At 59.7% G+C, this 18669-nt stretch carries 18 protein-coding genes; 4 read left to right on the top strand and 14 right to left on the bottom strand.

Annotation, left to right across the window (positions count from 1 at the left end; genetic code table 11):
• Positions 1 to 5: 5 nt before the first annotated feature.
• The 8 genes from LDN90_RS20865 to LDN90_RS20830 form a co-directional block, all read right to left on the bottom strand.
• Complete coding sequence (locus tag LDN90_RS20865; RefSeq protein ID WP_223946963.1) at positions 6 to 1166, bottom strand: SpoIIE family protein phosphatase; 1161 nt, start codon at positions 1164 to 1166, stop codon at positions 6 to 8.
• Between the two features lie 178 nt (positions 1167 to 1344).
• Positions 1345 to 1812 carry a thioredoxin-dependent thiol peroxidase gene (bcp, locus tag LDN90_RS20860; RefSeq protein WP_216926569.1) on the bottom strand — a complete coding sequence of 156 codons (468 nt, stop codon included), beginning with the start codon at positions 1810 to 1812 and terminating at the stop codon, positions 1345 to 1347.
• 99 nt (positions 1813 to 1911) lie between these two features.
• Positions 1912 to 2646, bottom strand: a complete 735-nt coding sequence (locus tag LDN90_RS20855) for a winged helix-turn-helix domain-containing protein (protein ID WP_223946962.1) — start codon at positions 2644 to 2646, stop codon at positions 1912 to 1914.
• Positions 2647 to 2657: 11 nt separating this feature from the next.
• Positions 2658 to 4007: an allantoinase AllB gene (allB, locus tag LDN90_RS20850; protein WP_223946961.1), complete on the bottom strand. Its 1350-nt coding sequence runs from the start codon at positions 4005 to 4007 to the stop codon at positions 2658 to 2660.
• Positions 4000 to 5175, bottom strand: coding sequence for a glycerate kinase (locus LDN90_RS20845; RefSeq protein WP_223946960.1), 1176 nt, complete (start codon positions 5173 to 5175; stop codon positions 4000 to 4002). Before LDN90_RS20845 ends, allB begins: the two co-directional genes overlap by 8 nt.
• Before the next feature lie 25 nt (positions 5176 to 5200).
• Positions 5201 to 6976 carry a glyoxylate carboligase gene (gene gcl, locus LDN90_RS20840; protein WP_223946959.1) on the bottom strand — a complete coding sequence of 592 codons (1776 nt, stop codon included), beginning with the start codon at positions 6974 to 6976 and terminating at the stop codon, positions 5201 to 5203.
• A 128-nt stretch (positions 6977 to 7104) separates the two neighbouring features.
• Positions 7105 to 7983: a 2-hydroxy-3-oxopropionate reductase gene (locus LDN90_RS20835; RefSeq protein WP_263426271.1), complete on the bottom strand. Its 879-nt coding sequence runs from the start codon at positions 7981 to 7983 to the stop codon at positions 7105 to 7107.
• A gap of 47 nt (positions 7984 to 8030) precedes the next feature.
• A complete protein-coding gene (locus LDN90_RS20830) occupies positions 8031 to 8834 on the bottom strand; it encodes a TIM barrel protein (protein ID WP_223946958.1) in 804 nt (267 codons plus the stop codon).
• A 361-nt stretch (positions 8835 to 9195) separates the two neighbouring features.
• Between LDN90_RS20830 and LDN90_RS20825 the strand changes: the two genes are divergently transcribed.
• The 4 genes from LDN90_RS20825 to LDN90_RS20810 are packed head-to-tail and all read left to right on the top strand — an operon-like array spanning position 9196 to position 12032.
• Complete coding sequence (locus tag LDN90_RS20825) at positions 9196 to 9756, top strand: hypothetical protein (RefSeq protein ID WP_223946957.1); 561 nt, start codon at positions 9196 to 9198, stop codon at positions 9754 to 9756.
• Positions 9753 to 10367, top strand: a complete 615-nt coding sequence (locus LDN90_RS20820; protein WP_223946956.1) for a hypothetical protein — start codon at positions 9753 to 9755, stop codon at positions 10365 to 10367. Before LDN90_RS20825 ends, LDN90_RS20820 begins: the two co-directional genes overlap by 4 nt.
• Positions 10364 to 10816, top strand: a complete 453-nt coding sequence (locus LDN90_RS20815; protein WP_223946955.1) for a hypothetical protein — start codon at positions 10364 to 10366, stop codon at positions 10814 to 10816. The genes LDN90_RS20820 and LDN90_RS20815 overlap by 4 nt, the downstream gene beginning before the upstream one ends.
• Positions 10809 to 12032 (top strand): hypothetical protein, encoded by a 1224-nt coding sequence (locus LDN90_RS20810; protein WP_223946954.1) that lies wholly within the window; start codon positions 10809 to 10811, stop codon positions 12030 to 12032. The genes LDN90_RS20815 and LDN90_RS20810 overlap by 8 nt, the downstream gene beginning before the upstream one ends.
• Positions 12033 to 12232: 200 nt before the next feature.
• Here the strand turns inward: LDN90_RS20810 and aroA are convergent, their stop codons facing one another.
• From aroA to LDN90_RS20780, 6 genes are all read right to left on the bottom strand, one after another.
• A complete protein-coding gene (aroA, locus tag LDN90_RS20805) occupies positions 12233 to 13546 on the bottom strand; it encodes a 3-phosphoshikimate 1-carboxyvinyltransferase (protein WP_223946953.1) in 1314 nt (437 codons plus the stop codon).
• Positions 13547 to 13703: 157 nt separating this feature from the next.
• A complete protein-coding gene (locus tag LDN90_RS20800; protein ID WP_223946952.1) occupies positions 13704 to 14771 on the bottom strand; it encodes a Gfo/Idh/MocA family oxidoreductase in 1068 nt (355 codons plus the stop codon).
• Positions 14768 to 15889 (bottom strand): ROK family protein, encoded by a 1122-nt coding sequence (locus tag LDN90_RS20795; RefSeq protein WP_223946951.1) that lies wholly within the window; start codon positions 15887 to 15889, stop codon positions 14768 to 14770. The genes LDN90_RS20800 and LDN90_RS20795 overlap by 4 nt, the downstream gene beginning before the upstream one ends.
• Positions 15886 to 16335 (bottom strand): type II 3-dehydroquinate dehydratase, encoded by a 450-nt coding sequence (locus LDN90_RS20790; protein ID WP_223946950.1) that lies wholly within the window; start codon positions 16333 to 16335, stop codon positions 15886 to 15888. Before LDN90_RS20790 ends, LDN90_RS20795 begins: the two co-directional genes overlap by 4 nt.
• Positions 16336 to 16369: 34 nt before the next feature.
• Complete coding sequence (locus LDN90_RS20785; protein ID WP_223946949.1) at positions 16370 to 17020, bottom strand: HAD family hydrolase; 651 nt, start codon at positions 17018 to 17020, stop codon at positions 16370 to 16372.
• Positions 17017 to 18441 (bottom strand): FAD-dependent oxidoreductase, encoded by a 1425-nt coding sequence (locus tag LDN90_RS20780; protein WP_223946948.1) that lies wholly within the window; start codon positions 18439 to 18441, stop codon positions 17017 to 17019. Before LDN90_RS20780 ends, LDN90_RS20785 begins: the two co-directional genes overlap by 4 nt.
• Between the last annotated feature and the right edge of the window lie 228 nt (positions 18442 to 18669).

Here is an 18669-nt window from a genome sequence, read left to right as displayed (position 1 = left end):
TGTGACTAGTACCGGATGGTCTGAGCAACTCCGCCGTCGTTGCTTTCCAGCCGGCCAATCTCACGCCGTCGGTGAACCACGACGGCGGTCACGTCATCTTCCGCTGTGTCCGCCGGTGCCAGCTCGAGCAGGGCAGCGCAGACGTCGTCCGAGGTGCCCCCGCTCCGCGCCGCCTTCTCTACATTCCTCACGAACTCTTCAAGGGAATCGTGCGCGTCGAGCACGCCGTCGCTAACGATCACCAGCGAATCGCCGGGCTCCAGCTGCAGTTCCGCGGCCGGCCATTGCTGTCCGTCCATGATCCCGACAGGTGGCCCGGCGGAAACCAACCTCCGTGCCGCCCCCTCGACCGGGACGTGCAGGCCAAGTCCGTGACCGGCGTCGATATAGCTGAGCTTGCCGGAAGCGCTGTCCAGTCGCCCGTGGAACATGGTCACGAAAGATCCGGACTGGTCCAGATCGGCGGTGAGGGTGGCGCTGGCGGACTCAAAAGCGTCAGCAATAGCCGGGGTGTCAGCCACGGACCGCATCACGGCGCGGACTGTGGCAGCTATCAAGGCTGCGCCCATGCCCTTGCCCATGGCGTCCGCGAACGTCAGGTGCATGCCGTCGCTGGTTTGGTACCAGTCGTAGAAGTCCCCACCCACGCTGCGCGACGGGCGGAAGGCGCCAGCGACGTCGTAATCGTTCAGCCGGACTGTTTCCTGCGGGAGGAGGCTCTTCTGCACCACCGCAGCGCGCGCGAGTTCGTCAGTCTGCCGCGTGTCCTCGGCGGGTGCAGCGGGCGTCCGGGCGCGGCGGAACAGCGCCCGGATGCGGGCCTGCAGTTCCTTGGGGCTGAACGGCTTGTTGATGTAATCGTCCGCCCCGGTGTCCAAACCGTTGAGCCGGTCAATCTCGTCGGCACGGGCCGTCAGCATCATGATGTAGGCGTCCGAGAACTCACGCATGCGCCGGCAGACTTCCATGCCGTCGATGTCCGGAAGGTTGATGTCCAGCGTCACCAGTTCGGCATTGGTGTTACGGACAGCCTCGACGCCGGAAAGACCGTCGGGCGCTTCTGTCACCACAAAATCCAGCTGCTCAAGAATCAAAACGAGGAGGCCACGGATGTCGGCGTCATCTTCGACGACTACAGCATGGCGCGGGGACACGGTTGAGACCATGGCTCCATTAACTACTGCCGCGGGGCTTTTGTCACGTTTAGTAAAGAGACGTGTAACGCCCGCTCATAATAGTGAGCGGGCGTTACAAAAATTGTGCAGTTATGTGCGAGAGGGATTCCCTGAAACCCGCAGGATGTGAGAGAGGAATGCCCTGAAACCCGCAGGATGTGAGAGAGGGTTAGACGCCCAGCTCTTCCTTCAGGGCCTGGACGTGGCCCTGCGCAGAAACCTGGTACTGGGTGAGCTTGACGGTGCCTTCGCCGTCGAGCACAACCGTGGAGCGGACCAGGCCTTCGACGATTTCGCCGTCAACCAGCTTCTCGCCCCAGGCACCGTAGGCCAGGGCCACGGAGTGGTCCTCATCGGAGAGCAGCGGGAAGGTCAGCGCAAATTCACCAGTGAACTTGGCGAGTGCCTCGGGGGCGTCCGGGGAGATCCCGATGACGTCGTAACCGTTGCCCTGCAGGCTGGCGAGGTTGTCGCGGAAATCGCAGGCCTCCGTGGTGCAGCCGGGGGTGGCTGCCTTGGGGTAGAAGTACACAATGACGTTGCGTCCGCGGTAATCGGACAGCGAGACCTTGGTGCCGTCGGCGTCGAGCAGCGCGAAGTCAGGTGCTTGCGTTCCGACGAGGAGTTTCTGGGTCATGGCGATCCTTTGCGTTTCACCGGCGCGCAGCCGGCAGTCATTTAAAACAACAGCGGTCATTCTAGAATTGCGGAGCATTGATGCTTTACAACAGCCAAACTAGATGCTGTATTCCGCAGGTCCGCGCACGGTGGCATAAGGCCCTGGCACGAACTGGTAGCCACCACCACGGACGGTGGCGACAGTGTGGCGGGCGCTTCCGAGCTTCCGCCGCACCCTTCCAACATAAACGTCAATGGAGCGAAATGCCGCGCCGGGGAGGTCAAATGACTCCAGGAAGCGTTGCAATTCTTCACGACTGATGGCGCGCGAGCAGTTCACCACGAGGTAGCGCAACAGCTTGTATTCCATGCCAGTAAAGGCAACCGGCTCGCCGTCGAGCAGCACTACTTCAGCAGCGAGGTCGATTGCAAGTTGACTACGGCGCCCGGCCAACATGACGGGCTCGACGGCGGTGCTGCCGCCACTCCCGGCGTCGCGGTCCTGTCCGTCCGCGAGAGCCTCGGCGAGGGACAGGGAAGGGTGGGTACCGGCGTCGGCGGCTTCCTGCGGAGTGCCGCCCCAGGAAGTATCGCCGACGCCGGAGTGTTCTGCCCCGATGGCGGGCCAGATGCGGACTTCCGCCTCCGGGGCAAGTTTCATGGCCCGGGCCAGCACAAGGCGTGCTGCCCGTTCCCAGACTGCTGGATCCATCTCGTCGCCCCCGGCCGGGTCGACCCAGAGGGCGAGGCCCCGCGCGCTCAGGCCGGGCTGTGCCTTGAGTCCCGGACGCCGGCCCCTGGCCCGCGCTGCCGGGTCACGGAAAGGCGGCGGCCCGTAGGCATTGACTGCCATGGCGGTTGACCCTAAACGTTGCCGCGGCGGAGCAGCTTGCCGCCGGGGTTCTGGCCGTCGATCGGGGTACCGCGCAGGTAGGTCTTGCGGACGACGCCGGCCAGCGGACGGCCGTCGTACGGCGTGATCGGGTTCTTGTGCTTGAGCTTGGTGACGTCCACAACGAAGGCTTCGTCCGGGGCGAAGATCGAGAAGTCGGCGTCGTAGCCCAGGGCGAGCTGGCCCTTGTTATGCAGGCGGGCCAGGGCGGCAGGCTTCTCGGCCATCCAGGAGACCACCTGTTCCAGCGGGATGCCGCGGTGGCGGGCTTCGGTCCAGATCAGGGACAGGCCCAGCTGGAGCGAGGAAACGCCACCCCAGGCCACAGCGAAGTCGCCGTTTTCCAGGTCCTTGAGGTCCAGTGTGGAGGGGGAGTGGTCCGAGACGATGCAGTCGATGGTGCCGTCCTGCAGGCCCTTCCACAGGAGCTCGCGGTTGGACGCTTCGCGGATGGGCGGGCAGCACTTGTACGCGGTTGCGCCGTCCGGGATCTCCTCGGCCATGAGGGTCAGGTAGTGCGGGCACGTCTCAACGGTGAGGTTGACGCCGTCGCGCTTTGCCGAAGCGATCATGGGCAGCGCGTCCGAGGAGGAGAGGTGCAGGATGTGGGCGCGGGCGCCGGTCCAGCGGGCGCGCTCGATGACCTCGGCGATGGCCTTGTTCTCGGCGCCGCGGGGGCGGGATGCGAGGAACGTTTCGTAGTGGTCGCCGCCGGGGTGCGGGGCGCGGTCGATCGCGTGGGAGTCCTCAGCATGGACGATCATGAGGGAGTCGAAGGACTTGAGCTCCGCCATGTCCTCTTCCATCTCATCCGCGTCCAGGTGCGGGAACTCGTCCACGCCGGAGTGCAGGAGGAAGCACTTGAAGCCGAACACGCCTTCGTCGTGGAGCGGGCGGAGGTCCTTCTTGTTGCCCGGGATGGCACCGCCCCAGAATCCGACGTCCACGAACGCCTGGTCCTTGGCGACGACGCGCTTCTGCTCCAGGCCGTCCACGCTGGTGGTGGGTGGGATGCTGTTCAGCGGCATGTCGATGATGGTGGTCACGCCACCGGCAGCTGCGGCGCGCGTTGCGGAGGCGAAGCCTTCCCACTCGGTGCGGCCGGGCTCGTTGACGTGGACGTGGGTGTCCACCAGGCCGGGGATGAGGGTTTCGTCGTCTGCGAGTTCGATGACCTCGTTGCCCGTCAGGCCGTTGCCCAGGGGCTCGATGGCGACGATGATGCCGTCGCGGATGCCAACTTCGCGCGCTGCGAGGCCGGCGGTGGTCAGGATGCGCTGGCCCCGGATAACGAGGTCATAGGCGCCGATTGCTTCAGACATTGAGGTACTCCTTATTGTCGGTGGTGCCGGTCCGTTCCGCCAGGTACACGCCTATGTGCTTCCCTAATTGTTCAAGCAACGGTCCTGCTTCAGCGATACATTTTTGGACATCTTTTTCCAAGTCGGTCAGGGCATGGACCGTGTGGAAGCCGGCATCCGCGAGTTGTTCCCGGCTCAGGGTACTCCGGCCGCAGACTGCGATCACGGGAACCCCGTTCCTCTGTGCTGCGCGCGAGACACCCATGGGCGTCTTGCCGAGCAGGCTTTGTTCGTCCAGGCTGCCTTCTCCGGTGATCACCAGGTGGGCGCCCTTGAGCCTCTGTTCAAGGTCGGTGAATTCAAGCACGACGTCGATACCCGGCCGCCGCTCTGCCTTCAGTGCCGCTATCGCTATGTAGCCAACGCCGCCTGCTGCTCCAGCGCCCTCTGCCTTGGCTGCGTACTTGGCGTGTTGGCCGGTTGTTGCAGCGAGGACGTCGACGAAGTGGCTTGCTGCGGCATCCAGTTCGGCGACGTCGTCCGGCGTCGCGCCCTTTTGCGGACCGAAGATGGCTGGGGCTCCGCTGGCCCCCAAAAGGGGATTGTCGACGTCGGACGCCAACACGAACTCTGTGGCTTCGACGCGGACGTCGAAGTTGGAGAAGTCGATGCTGTCTATTTCCGCGAGGGCGGCACCGCCGCCGGGGAGTTCGTTGCCGTGCTCGTCCAGGAAGACGGCGCCGAGGCCCTGGAGGACGCCTGCGCCGGCGTCGGTGTTGGCGCTGCCGCCCACACCCAGGATGATCTTGCGGCAGCCGAGGTCCAGCGCGGCGCGGATCAGTTCGCCCGTTCCGATGCTGGTGGCCTTCTTGGCCGTGTCGCTGCTGGGACCCTCCGGCAGGAGGGCGAGGCCGGAAGCTGCCGCCATTTCGATGACTGCCTCCGTGCCCTTGACTGCGAAGTCGGCCTTCACCGGTTCGCCCAGCGGGCCCGTGACGGTGGTGGTCCGGCGGGTGAAGCCGGAGCCGATGGCGGCGTCGATGGTTCCTTCGCCGCCGTCGGCCACCGGAATGCGTGTTGCCTGTATGCCCTGACCGAAGCCCGCCAGCAGTCCTGTTGCGAGATGCTTGGCGACGTCGGGCGCGGACAGCGAGCCCTTGAATTTGTCCGGGGCGATGACAACACGCATTCCGGTGCCTCCTTACTGTTTCTCTTTAGGCCTTGGTGAGGATCGCGGTGGGTGCGTCCGCCGCGGACTCTGCCAGCTCTTCGAACTCGTTCACGCCGTTGATTTCAACACCCATCGAGATGTTGGTGATCTTTTCCAGGATCACTTCAACAACCACGGGAACCTTGAACTCGCCCATCAGTGCCTTGGCCTTGTCGAAAGCGGCAGGCAGGTCGTTCGGGTTTTCAACGCGGATGGCCTTGCAGCCCAAGCCCTCGGCAACCTTTATGTGGTCAACGCCGTAGCCGTTGGTTTCCGGGCTGTTGATGTTCTCGAAGGCCAGGGAAACGTTCTGCTCCATGTTGAAGCCGCGCTGGCTCTGACGGATCAGGCCCAGGTAGCTGTTGTTCACCACAACGTGGATGTACGGCAGGTTGAACTGTGCGCCCACGGCCAGTTCCTCGATCATGAACTGGAAGTCGTAGTCACCGGACAGGGCAACAACGGTGGTATCCGGGGTTCCACGTACAACGCCGAGTGCAGCGGGAGCGGTCCAACCCAGCGGGCCGGCCTGGCCTGCGTTGATCCACTTGCGGGCACCGAACACGTGCAGCATCTGTGCGCCGGCGATCTGCGACAGGCCAATGGTGGACACGTACGTGGTGTCGCGGCCGAAGGCCTTGTTCATCTCCTGGTACACGCGCTGCGGCTTGATGGGCACGTTGTCGAAGTTGGTCTTGCGGTGCAGGGAGCCCTTGCGCTCCTGGCACTCGGCAACCCAACCCGAGTAGTCCGGCAAGGACTTTGCTGCCTGGCGCTCGCGTGCCAGCTCGATCAAGCCAGTCAGCGCCGCACCGGCGTCGGACGCAATGCCCAAGTCCGGGGAGAAAACGCGACCGATCTGCGTGGGCTCGATGTCGATGTGCACGAACTTACGGCCGGCCGTGTAGGTGTCCAGGCCGCCGGTGTGGCGGTTGGCCCAACGGTTGCCGATGCCGATCACAAAGTCGCTCTGCAGGAACGTCTCGTTGCCGTAGCGGTGCGAGGTCTGCAGGCCAACCATGCCGGCCATCAGCTGGTGGTCGTCCGGGATGGCGCCCCAGCCCATCAGCGTCGGGATAACCGGAACGTTCAGGATCTCGGCCAGCTCAACCAGCTGTGCCGAAGCGCCGGCGTTGATGATGCCGCCACCGGCAACGATCAGCGGGTGCTGGGCTGCGGTCAGCATGTCCAGGGCCTTTTCCAGCTGCTTGCGGGAAGCCTTGGGCTTCTCGATGGGCAGGGGCTCGTAGGCGTCGATGTCGAACTCGATCTCGGCCATCTGAACGTCGATGGGCAGGTCCAACAGAACCGGGCCCGGACGACCCGAGCGCATCAGCTGGAACGCCTTCTGGAAAGCGCCGGGAACCTGGCCCGGCTCCAGGATGGTCATGGCGAACTTGGTGAGCGGCTTGGCGATGGACTCGATGTCCACGGCCTGGAAGTCTTCCTTGTGCAGCTTGGCAACGGGTGCCTGGCCGGTGATGCAGAGCATGGGGATCGAGTCCGCCTGCGCTGCGTAGAGGCCGGTGATCATGTCCGTGCCGGCAGGGCCTGAGGTGCCGATGCAGATACCGATGTTGCCATCAGCTGCGCGGCTGTAACCGTCTGCCATGTGGCTGGCGCCCTCAACGTGGCGGGCCAGCGTGTGGCGGATGCCGCCGTGGGCACGCATTGCTGAATAGAAGGGGTTGATCGCTGCGCCTGGCAGGCCGAAAGCCTCGGTGGCGCCTTCCTTTTCCAGGATGGCGACTGCCGCGTCAACGGTGCGCATCTTAGCCATGGTGTACTCCTAATTTGGTGCCCTTACGGACGAAGTCTGGGGTGTTTTTGGGTGTGGTGAGGGAGCCGCCGTCGTTTTTGATGTACGACGGCGGGTTCCCTGCTTGTGTTGCTTGGGCGCCTTTTGGCTTACTTACGGCCGCTGAGCTGGAGAACCTGCTTGAAGAGGCCCGAGTGGTCGAGGCCGCCGTCGCCCTGGTTGACGGTTGCGGCGACGAGCTGGGCGACGACTGCGCCGAGCGGGACAGCGACGTTCGCTTCGCGAGCTGCGGAGGTGACGATGCCGAGGTCCTTGTGGTGGAGGGCCAGGCGGAAGCCGGGGTCGAAGTTGCGGTCGAGCATCTTCTGACCCTTCTGGTCCAGGACCTTGGAGCCGGCCAAGCCGCCGCCGAGGACCTTCAGTGCTGCGTCGGTGTCTACGCCGTAAGCCTCGAGGAAGGCGATGGCCTCGCCGAGGACCTGGATGTTGACGGCCACGATCAGCTGGTTGGCTGCCTTGACGGTCTGGCCGGAGCCGGAGGGGCCAACGTGGACGATGGTTTTGCCCACTGCGTTGAGGACATCCTGTGCTGCCTCGAAGTCTGCAGCTTCGCCGCCGACCATGATGGACAGGACGGCGTCGATTGCGCCCTGCTCGCCACCGGATACGGGAGCGTCGAGCGGGCGGATGCCGGCTGCGACTGCGTCTTCCGAGAGGCGCTTGGCGACGTCCGGGCGGATGCTGGACGCGTCGATCCAGAGGGTGCCCTTCTTCGCGTTGGCGAAGACGCCGTCCTTGCCGCTGACAACACCCTCAACATCGGGGGAGTCCGGGACCATGGTGATGACGACGTCGGCGTCCTTGACTGCGTCCGCAACGGAGCTGGCGCCCTGGCCGCCTTCGGAGACGAGCTTGTCGATCTTGTCCTGGCTGCGGTTGAAGCCGGTGACCGTGTGGCCGGCCTTGACGAGGTTGATGGCCATGGGCAGGCCCATGATTCCAAGGCCGATGACTGCAACGTTGCTCATTGTGGTTCTCTTTCTGAAAGTCTGTTTTAGCTCAGGTGTGCTGGAGGCTAGTTGGCGTTGGCGCGCTGGCGGATGGCCCAGCTGAAGGCCGTTTCCTGCGGTTCCTTGTACTCGAGGCCGATGTAGCCGTCGTAGCCGAGTTCGCGGCTGCGGGCGATCCATTCGCCGAGGGGAAGGTTGCCGGTGCCGGGTGCGCCGCGGCCGGGGTTGTCGGCGATCTGGATGTGGCCGAAGTCCTTGGCGTGGTTCTCGATGACGGATTCGACGTCGTCGCCGTTGACTGCCAGGTGGTAGAAGTCGGCGAGGAGTTTGATGTTCTGTGCGCCGGATTCTGCCTTGACGCGGGCGATGACCTTGAGTGCGTCTTCGGCGGTGAGGAGCGGGTACTTGGGTGCGCCGCTGACCGGCTCGAGGAGGACGGTGCCGCCGATGCGGGCGACGCCTTCTGCTGCTGCTGCGAGGTTCTTGATGGCGAGTTCGTCCTGCTCTTCAGGCGTGAACTCGTCCTGGCGGTTGCCGTAGAGGGCGTTGAAGGCCTTGCAGCCGAGGCGCTCACCGATGCCGGCTACGACGTCGATGTTGTCCTTGAACTCGGAGCAACGTCCCTTCCAGGAAACCAGGCCGCGGTCGCCGCCGGGCATGTTGCCAGCGTTGAAGTTCAGGCCCGTGAGCTGAACGCCGGCGTCCTTGATGGCGTTCTCGAACTCGGTTACTCGGGTGTCGCTAGGGACGGAGGTATCGAAGGGCCACCAGAACTCGACGGCGTCAAAACCGGCTGCCTTCGCGGCGGCGGGGCGCTCGAGCAAGGGCAGCTCCGTCAGGAGGATGGAGCAGTTCACTGTGTACGTCATCGTAGGTCCTTCCGAGGAGGGGCTTTGATCTATCTTCCCTGTGCTTTGCGTGGGCCTTGGCGCTTGGCCTCGATTTCCGCTTCGTGGAATTTAGATTCTGCTTTATGAAAAGTTTAGGGAAGGTGGGGGTGCGAGTCAAGGGGGTGGGTGGGGAGTCGCGGATTTGGGATACCAGCGCCTAGCGTGTGGTGAGCGCATGGGCGGAAATTACCGCCCATGTCCCAGTAGGCTGCCCGATCCAGGATCATGTGGGATTCACGATATGCTGCAGGTTGCAGCCAGCCAGGTATCTTGCGTCCTAATAATCGTCAGTGGTTCAGAGGAGGATGTAGGAACGTCGAGAGAGAAGCCGGAGGTAGTCGTGGGCAACCTGATAGAGATAGACGATGCCATTGTCCTTCTGCTAGGGACGCGCGTCGCAGGTGCGCGACCGGGCGAGATTCAAGGAATCACTCGGCTGGAAAAACTTGTGTTCCTACTTGAGCGAGAGACCTCCAGTAAGTCGTGGCTGTCGCAGGACGCTGGCTTTGAGCCCTACAACTTTGGGCCGTTCTCGCAGAAGGTGTATCAGGCTGTGGATATGCTTGCGGCGGCCCAGCTGATTGAGGATTCCTCTTCACCGTCACCCGATGTCACAGACATATGGGAACAACGCGAAGGGATCGGCCTCGATACGGGCTCGGCCGGGCAGAGCAATGATCCGTACCGGACCCGAGATTTCAGATTGACGGAGCGCGGATGGAAGTACTTTGAGGCGTTGACGAGAGAACTGCCGCGTGGGGCGGTGGCGGAACTGCAACAGTTTAAGCGTCAGTTTGGATTCCTTCCGCTGCGCCAGCTCATTCGTTACGTTTATACGCGCTATCAGGAGTACACAACAAAATCCGTAATTCGTGATGAGATATTGGGGCCAAATACGTGACACTGCACCTTGACGCCGTTACGGTAGCGGCGCAGTTGCCCGATCCCGCATGGGGTTTCGGCTTTGGGGGAGCCGTTTTTATATTGAGCGCTCCCGCTACGTGGGCGAGCTTGCATCTCCGCGGAAAAACGCATCTGCGACTGCGGAAGCCGGTGGATATCGCCTTCGCTGGACTCACTGAACGCGCTGTTGAAAAGTTGCAGGATTTGCAAGCACGTTTGAATGCCGTACTGCCTGATTCCTCCCAGCCTTTCAACCCAGGTGATGTTGTCGTCGACCCATCCTCGCTGCAAAAGCCGGTAAAGCATGGCATTAGGGCGCTCAAAGAGCGGAACGCTATACATCGGCAATTTCGTTGGATACTCAGGGTTTGCTCAATATTGAAAACAGTGGCTATTGCTTTTACCTCCCTAGTTCTTGTGTCTACCGCCCTGTACTTTTTTGCATTTACAAGTACTTGGCTGTGGCAAGCATCCTGTTGGATTTCGGCTGCAATGTTTGCCATTGCCGTTATTCTTGTTTCCTCCTATGCGGTCCTTGATGCGAGAATTCAACAATCAATTGAGCATGCTGATCCGATAGAAACTCATTCAGGTGATGATGCCGCATGATGAGATTTATTGAGCATGACAAGGCATTTGATACGCGGGGCGAATCCCGAATGATGCCCGACCTTGTGAATTGGCTCAAGCGTTCTAGGTGGGTTAGAGAAGATTCAATAATTGTGCGCGAATTTCCAATTAATGGACGTCGTGCTGATCTTGTCACGATGACAAGATCAGGAATTATCTCTACCTTTGAATTAAAACTCGGCGGCTTCGGTCGTGCCTTAGAGCAAGCAGCTTACAATCGACTTAGCGTCGATCGCTCCTGGATGGTATTGGGAAGCCGTCCCCGTGCTAGTAGTGTGGCCGAAGCGGAAAAGTTTGGCATCGGAATTATTGCAATCGATGGCGGCCAATTAATGGTTCTATGCCGACCTGGCAGCCCAGGGTTTGATCCTGAGTCGAAGCGAAGAGTGGGGGCTCGTTTGAGCGAGATTGGAGTGGCTTGTGTTTGAGAGCTTTCAGCATTACTTAAGCTATGGCTCCACGGACCAGCAGACGGTCCGAGACCTCTCTGAATACTTTGACGGTTTGCTGGTTCCGGGGACTATCGCTGCATTTCAGGCTGAAGGAACTAAAGGCTTCGTCCTGTCCCTGTCTGCTCGCTCTGCGGAACCTTACGTCATCGATTCGCGGTTTCCGTTGTTTCAGAACGTTCTGCAACGTCCAAAAAAATCGCATCAGATGCTCGCGGATCTTCTCGGCGTGCCGTCACTGGTGAGCCAATTTATTGCACCCGATCCGGCAAGTTTCACTGATTCCATGATAGAGCAGATTTCGTCTAATTGGATTGATTTCAATGTTGGATTCGAAACTGTCCAAACAAAGACATTCGATAAGTATGCTGCAAGGCTGGGTGAGCCAGTCCTCCCAGAGAATCGGCAGGATCCTCTCTTTATTCTTCCGCCTTATACGATGGTGGGAAATTCAGCTGACAATTGGGAAGGTGTTTCTCAGCGTCTTTGGGAGGCGTCGCAGTCATATGCCAAGCTAAGAGGGGTGGATGATAAGCTACGACGAGTCATCGCAGCAGGATCGGCCTCAGAATGGGATCGGCTTGCATCTTTGACCGTCGAGCGCCAAATTATTGCTTGGATAAGTAATTTGGATGAGTTTAAGTTAAGTTCGGAAGCGGAACTTGTCCAGTACGGTGAATCCTTGAAGTCTTCGACAAATAGAGGGCAGCAGGTGTTTGCCCTCTATGGTGGGTTCTTTTCGGTGCTGCTTTCGCGGTATGGCCTCACTGGTTCCTCCCACGGGATTGGATTCGGTGAGCATCGAGACTGGGTTGAGCTTCCTACGTCGGGGGCCCCACCCGCGCGCTATTATGTGCCTCGTCTTCATCGTTATGTAGGAGTGGATATTGCCACGACGATCTGGCGCCAGTTCCCGGACCTAGTCTCTTGCGATTGCTCGGAGTGCAATAATGGATCGCCCTCGAATTTGGATTATCACTCTTTGATGCGACACTCGGTTCGTGCGCGAAACAAGGAGATTTCAGAGTGGCTTGAAATGCCGTCCGCTGAAGTTTCCAATTTGCTCGAACGGGATTATATTGCCTTTCGTAGTGCCGCGCAGAGCCTATCGGCGCCGACGGCTGTTGCCCGAAAAGTTGAAGAGTCGTGCGGGCATCTGTCCATGTGGTCAAGGGTTATCAAAGTGCTTGGCTAGGATTCTTGTTATAGTAGGGAATTAGTCGCGGCTATTTCGACAGGTCATTTCAGGTGGTTCAGTCGATTCATGTCCAGATTTTGACTTATTTTATTTGGCCTGTCCGGATACTTTGATATTTCCGTGGAGCCTGCGTGCGATAACGGGTGCCCTTCTTTCACTACTGGAAGCTGGTTAAGTGTCACGTGTATGCGTGGTTTTTAGATGGTAATGTTTGCTCCCAAATCAGCTAGGAGCGCATAGAAGTCCGGGCAGGTCTTGCTAACACACGACGGCTGGTCAAGTCGAACACCGGAGCCTGCCAGGCCGACTACGGCCAGCGCCATCGCTACCCTATGGTCGTCGTGTGTAGCAACAGAAGCGAAACTGGGTGACGAAGGCCAGATCTTCCATCCATCGTGGCGCTCTTCGACTCTGATAGCCATTGCCGTTAGGGCTTGGGTCATGGCGGCGATGCGATCGCTTTCGTGATGCCTGATATGTTCCACGCCTTCGATAGTGACGGGAGAATCAGCGAAAACAGAGATTGCGGCGACGGTAAGCGCGATGTCTGAGCAGTCGTTCAGGTTAAATTTGTGTCCACCCTTGATCCTCGTGGTCTCTCGCGGTCGTTCAACTACTACGCCGCCGGTCTCGATCCAAGATACGGAGCAGCCGAACGCCTCGAGAATCTCCAGGAATCGAATATCTGGCTGTTTGGTCCTTTTAGAGATGTTGGACAAGAGAATCGAGCCTCCGACTATCGCTGGCAGGGCCGCGAAGTATGAGGCCGTTGACGCATCGGCTTCAACAGCAATGTCCGTTGGATGATAAGCTCCCCCTTTAACCTTGAGAGTTTTTAGACCTTCGGTAGTCTCAACTTCGGCTCCGAAGGACCTCATGCAGTCAATAGTCATGTCCACATACGCGGACTGCACAACTCCTCCTGCAGTTGAGACAGAAAGTCCTCCGGTGAGGAGCGGCGCGGAAAGCAGTATGCCACTCAGATACTGGCTGGAAATATTGCCCTCAACTGACAAGCTGTTGGTCTGGTGGCGCCCTCCCCTGACTGCGAGCGGGTACCGACCAGGAAGTTCAAGGCATTCGACCAGCCCACCCAATTGACCAAGGGCGCTGAGCAGACCGCTCATCGGTCGTTTGCTCATCTGTGGGCTCGCAGTCAGGTCCCACTCGCCTGCATCACCAAAAGCAAGCAAGCAAGGCAGGAATCGGGCGATTGTCCCAGCGGAGCCGACGTTTAGGACATTGCCTTGCTTTGGACGGCGCCGGCCGATGCCTCTTATGCTTACGCTGCCGGGTTCCCTATGAACCTCGCATCCAAGGTCTTCCGCCACGGTTAACCCATAAAGTGTGTCATCGCTATAGAGCGGGTTCTCTATAGTGCTTACTCCGTCTGCTGCGATAGCGAGGATGATGGCCCGGTTGGTGAAACTCTTAGAGCCGGGAATCTTGACTTCGCCCGCGATCTCGTGGGTCAGGGGATGAACTAAAGCGGCCTTAAAGCTGTTCTGCATTCGGTATGCCTTCTGGGTTCGTCAAATAAAAGGGGTCTGCGGTATCGCAACCTCGAGGATGCGACACGATACATGAGCGAAGCCAGGCACGGGTCAAAAGTTCGTGCCGGAGTACATGCTCGGATCCTGGTTTCGGACAGTTGCTGTTATGTAATTGCTATTTCCTCCCCCAGACACGCGAAGAGCGCCAAACCTCATGACTAGCTACTATCTGCTGTGCCGCTCCAGCCAACGACTCGAGTTGTTCCCAGGATTGGCCCAAGTTTGCCGGAAGAAAATGACCATTGACGAAGTCGGTGACCATCCGGGCGTGCGCGACCCCTCGAGCCTTAGGCGGGAGTTCCTTTAGGAATTTCCGCCCGCGGACGCTCGATTCGATATTCGGGACCTGCGACAAGGACTGGGATAGACCGAAAAGAGTCGTAAGACGGCCAAAGCCGGTGCTGTCCCCCACTTCAATCGTTACCCGATCCCCCGACATTGTCGATCTCCACGCTGTCCGTAGCTCCACCGAAACCCCGTTCTCATTGGTGAACGAAATTTCGGACATCGTGTCCACGTCAATTGATGAGATCTGAAGGTCGCTTCGATGCCACGAAGCCCTGCCCGCCCCTTGCGTACCCGGATCGCAATCGAATTGTGCGTCTAAACACTGAAGTGGAGCGTAGCCAACAAGTTCCATGACACTTTCAAGCAGGTGCCACCCTAGATCCAGACATGACCCGGCAACGGCATGTTGGGACTGCGTATGCCAGGGAGAATTAGGGATGCCGTTCTCCCTCAGCCAAGAAACTTTCACATAGGTAGGCTTACTCAGGCCCACCTCCTGAAGATGTTCCCGAAACTCGACCAAATGGGGGTCATACCGGCTGCTGCAGCTGCGCAGCAATTCGCCGCCACCGTTGGATGCTGCTTGCTGCAACAGCTTGAACTCGTCCACACTTACGCAAATGGGCTTCTCAACAACGACTCGAAGCCCCCGCTCCAATAGCTCCGCGGCCACGGCTGAATGCGTTGCATTTGGGGAAGCAACCACCGCGACGTCGTAGGCGGATGACGAAATACCAGAGACATTCTCGTGGCGCCGTATCTGTTTCCCTGTAACGGCGGCCATGTCGGCATGCTGGTCTATCACCCCGAACGTACCGAATCCTGCCGTCGCGAGGGCTGGTACCCAGAGCTCTCGAGCTGCCCATCCGAAACCTAAGATCAAGGCACTTTTCACTGTCGGTTCTTTCTCACGGACTGGACGGCTTCATCTATCATCTGGGCCACTCGCTGCAAATCATCGGGCCCGGACAGCAGCGCTCGATGATGGATGCTGAAACCGGTTTGCCCAATCAACACGGCATTCGGACATCTCTCGACCAACTGCTCGAAGGTGGCCCCTGGTTCCGGTGTCCGGCCGTACGCCGGCAATTCGAACAATGGCGGATAGGCGCGGTTGATTGGGACACCGGCAGCTTGAAGTGCTGAAACGAACTGATCCCTGTCGGAGGTGCTGGCCCCGGGAAAGGCGAGCCTCCCTTGTACTAAGTAGCCCGACTCACGGTCCAGAAGAAGCGCACCTGCCAAGGGTGCGTTGGACACTTCGCCGGAGAGACGGATCTCGGGAGACCACGCGTCGTGTCCAACAAAGTTCCGGAGGTCGGACAAGAGTTGTTCGCCTGTCGCGGTCCCCCCGGTGACGAGCCGACCGCCGAGCGAAACCACACACCGTGGAAACATCCGGGACAGTGTGACGAGTAGCGCTCCTACTTCCCGAACGAGATCACCGAAACTGAGGCGTCCATCCTGGAAAGCGATCCAACCCGCTTGAATGCAGCCTCTGCGACCGCAAACACAAATTTCCCCGTGTGGGTTGGTCACAATGTGCCCAAGCTCCGGGTTCAGCGGACCCAACTGCGCGACGTCCCCGTCATCGACAACACCACCGGCAACACCGGTTCCGAAAAAGAGCGAAATGTAATGCACGTCGTTCCGAGGGCCAGCATCAACTAACGCCGCTGCGGCGCCATCAGCAAGCGCCACGACCGGGCTTTCCAAAACGGATTGAAGGGCATCCATCAACGGAAACCCACCCCAGTACGACCGGTTCGGCCAGGAAAGCACTCGTCCTGCCTGCAACGTCGGAGCGACACAAATGACGGGAACTCCCCCAAAAACCCGATGGTCCTCGTCCAAGAATTCCGCTATCGCCGCAAACTCATTCTCGGCACTGCCCAGCCACGGGATCTGCTTGACTGATGGTTGCCACGCTGTCCGACCCCCCGAGACGCAATAAGCAAACTTCGTTGCACCAAGATCAAGCGCAAGTCTCTGGTCCGATGGTCCGACCTTCATGCTTGGCCTTCCGCGTTCCGTAGCCCACCCATCAGGACCTCGAGGGCAGCTGAATAGCCAGCGACGCCAAGACCCGAGATGAACCCGTCCATGACGTCGGCCAGTACCGATGACCTTCGGAAATTCTCTCTAGCGAAGACGTTTGAAATGTGCAGTTCGATTTTTGTCCCGGTGAAGTCCTCAAGACAATCCCGTAGGGCCCAACCCGACATCATCAACGCGCCAGGATTCAAAATTACCCCAGCCGCAGCCCGCTGATCGTCAATGAAACTAATGATCTCCCCCTCAAAATTCGACTGAAAACAGATAACCTCGAATCCAGAGACAAGTCCCTGGGCTCGCAATTGCGTCTCCAGTTGCACGAGAGTGGTGCGCCCATAAACTTCGGGCCTGCGCAGTCCAAGCCTGCCCAGGTTCGGCCCGTGCACAAGAAGGATCCGTTTCACGACGACTTCACCTGCAGTGTCCACAAGGCTGCCCTCAGCCCTGCCGGGTTGCTGGCAACCCGGCAGCCCAAGCCTTCAAGCAGCGCCGGCTGCCCAAACCACACTTCACACCAATGAAGCGAACCCCCGCCCTCTGAGCACACCAGAAGTCGGCAGGAGCGTCACCGACATAAGTCGTCCTGTCCGGCGTCGAACCGCAGCGCAGAATCAGCTCTCGCACCCCTGCCGGTTCGGGTTTTCCCGGCAAGGCATCATCCCCGCACACCGTTGACTCAAAAAGGTCGTGCAAGCCGAACTGGGCGAGGATCTGAACGGATCTGGATCGGTCCTTACCGGTGAGCAGTGCCAAAATGACGCCTTCTCCGGAGAGTTCCCGAAGAATGCTCTCCATGCCGGGGAAGACCCGGACGGAACCCATTCGTCGTCTGCTTTCCTCAATGAATGCGGCCGGTAGCGCCGCTGACCATCCCATCTCCTGACAGATCGTGGGAAAGGGGACACCTTGGCGCTTGCGCAGCTCCTCGAAGGGCACCCCATCCTGCTGACCATGAACGCGGGAAAACGCGGCTCGGAAGGATGCCTCCATTGAAGCTGAGCTGTCGATTATCGTTCCGTCCAAATCAAAGATCACCACTTGGCGACCCTCGGAGTCGGATGAAGAATACTCACACTCCATCTCGGTCATCGCTGGGTGACTTCATACATGAGGAGTGGCATGGCTTCACTGATGGGGTATCGATCGGTCAGGTCGCGATACAGCGCGACCAGTTCCGTTCCGCCTTCCAGGTTGAGGGCGCCTTGGAGGAAGGCACGCAATAATCCCTCGAGCTCCGCAGCACGGTTAAAGGGAAGGTTTCCGTCAGGCTCCTGCATGAAAGAAACCACTTGCTTCAGACTGCCCAGCATGATCGCTTCCATGTCCCGATCAGAGAAGAGCTTTTGCCGCTCGACCGGGGAGAAGGCATTTGTTGGTTGTGGGGCCGACCCTGCAACCTCGAGTGCGACAGTCCTTGCGATCTCGGGCGCCATGAGTATGCCGTTGCGATACGTCCCTGTGGCAACAAAGACGTGAGGGTGCGCTGTTTGACCGTAGATAGGGTATCCATCAGACGAGATTGGCCGATACCCTGCCCTGATTTCAGTCACCTCAGCTGTCCTGAAATGGACATTGATCTCGTTGGAGAGCGAGTGCGCAATCGAATGCAGTTCACCCAAGGTGGCTCTGGGGTTGAGGAATGATTCTGTTTCCAAGCGGTTCGTAGCGCCCAGATAAGTTCGGCCAGAACCAAGAGGAACAATGTGGGTTCCACAAGCGAAATCGCGATTGGGTGTACGCAACACCCCCGCGAACGCCAGATCACCCGTTACTATTGCGCTAACGCCCTTGCCCCCGAGAAGCTCCGGAACACCCAAAGAGAACGGCAGATGAAGTTGGCGCAACAGCTTCGTGCTTTCTGCCCCCGCAGCGACAACTAGGTCCGCGGCCGAATAGACGTGACCAATGCTTGAAACTACAGTGGGTGTTGCTCCCTCAATCGTGACCTTAACTGCGGTTTCGCCAACCACTGTCGCCAAGGGATTCCTGATAAGGGCCTCGTCGACAGCATCGCGCAAGACGCCACTATCTATGTACCCCTCATTCGGCAGCGCAAGAACCTTCTGGGCTCTGCACAAGCGATGCGGGTTCAGCCCATCAACATCTCGCGGGTCCACCCATGAATGCGGTTCGCCGAACTGGCTCGCACGCTCCTGAATGAACTCAACGTTCTCCACGTCCTCGAGGCCCGTATTGGTGGCCACGATGAAGGTTCCCCGACGAACGCCCCCCTCGTGGGATATGCCGTCGGTGATCTCGTCGTACCAGGACTGCCAACGGCGCCCAGATCTGATACGGAGTTCGGCCTCCTGACGATCCGCGAAGTCGTCTTTTCCCTTCGTGAACTCCGCGAAAGCACCAAGCATCGCGCCGGCCGCGCTACTGGCACTCCTCCGGGCCAACTCGGGCGGGGCGAAAACAACAACAGACTTTCCAAGCTTGCAGAGTTCAAGAGCAGTTGCTTTTGCAAGCACCCCCGCCCCGATGATGGCAACGTCGTGTTGGCTCATCTGGGCACGCCCTGAGAACTAACAAACATTCGGCCTCCTTTGAAAGAACACGCATCCAGCGTGCTGGTGTATTTGTTGGCCCCCTGGACGGATACGACATGGAGGGTCGAGCACCCTGCCAGCGAGGCTTCCAACGACATCGTCAGAGCCCCGAAACGCAAGTCTCCCGGTATCGATCGAACACGGCTGCCACAACTTTGACGACAGACTACACTGTTTCGTAGGATC

It is taken from the genome of Arthrobacter sp. NtRootA1, from assembly GCF_019976975.1.
Classification (GTDB): domain Bacteria; phylum Actinomycetota; class Actinomycetes; order Actinomycetales; family Micrococcaceae; genus Arthrobacter; species Arthrobacter aromaticivorans.
The sequence above is the reverse complement of the archived record's forward strand: the minus strand, read 5'-3'. Positions and strand labels throughout refer to the sequence as shown.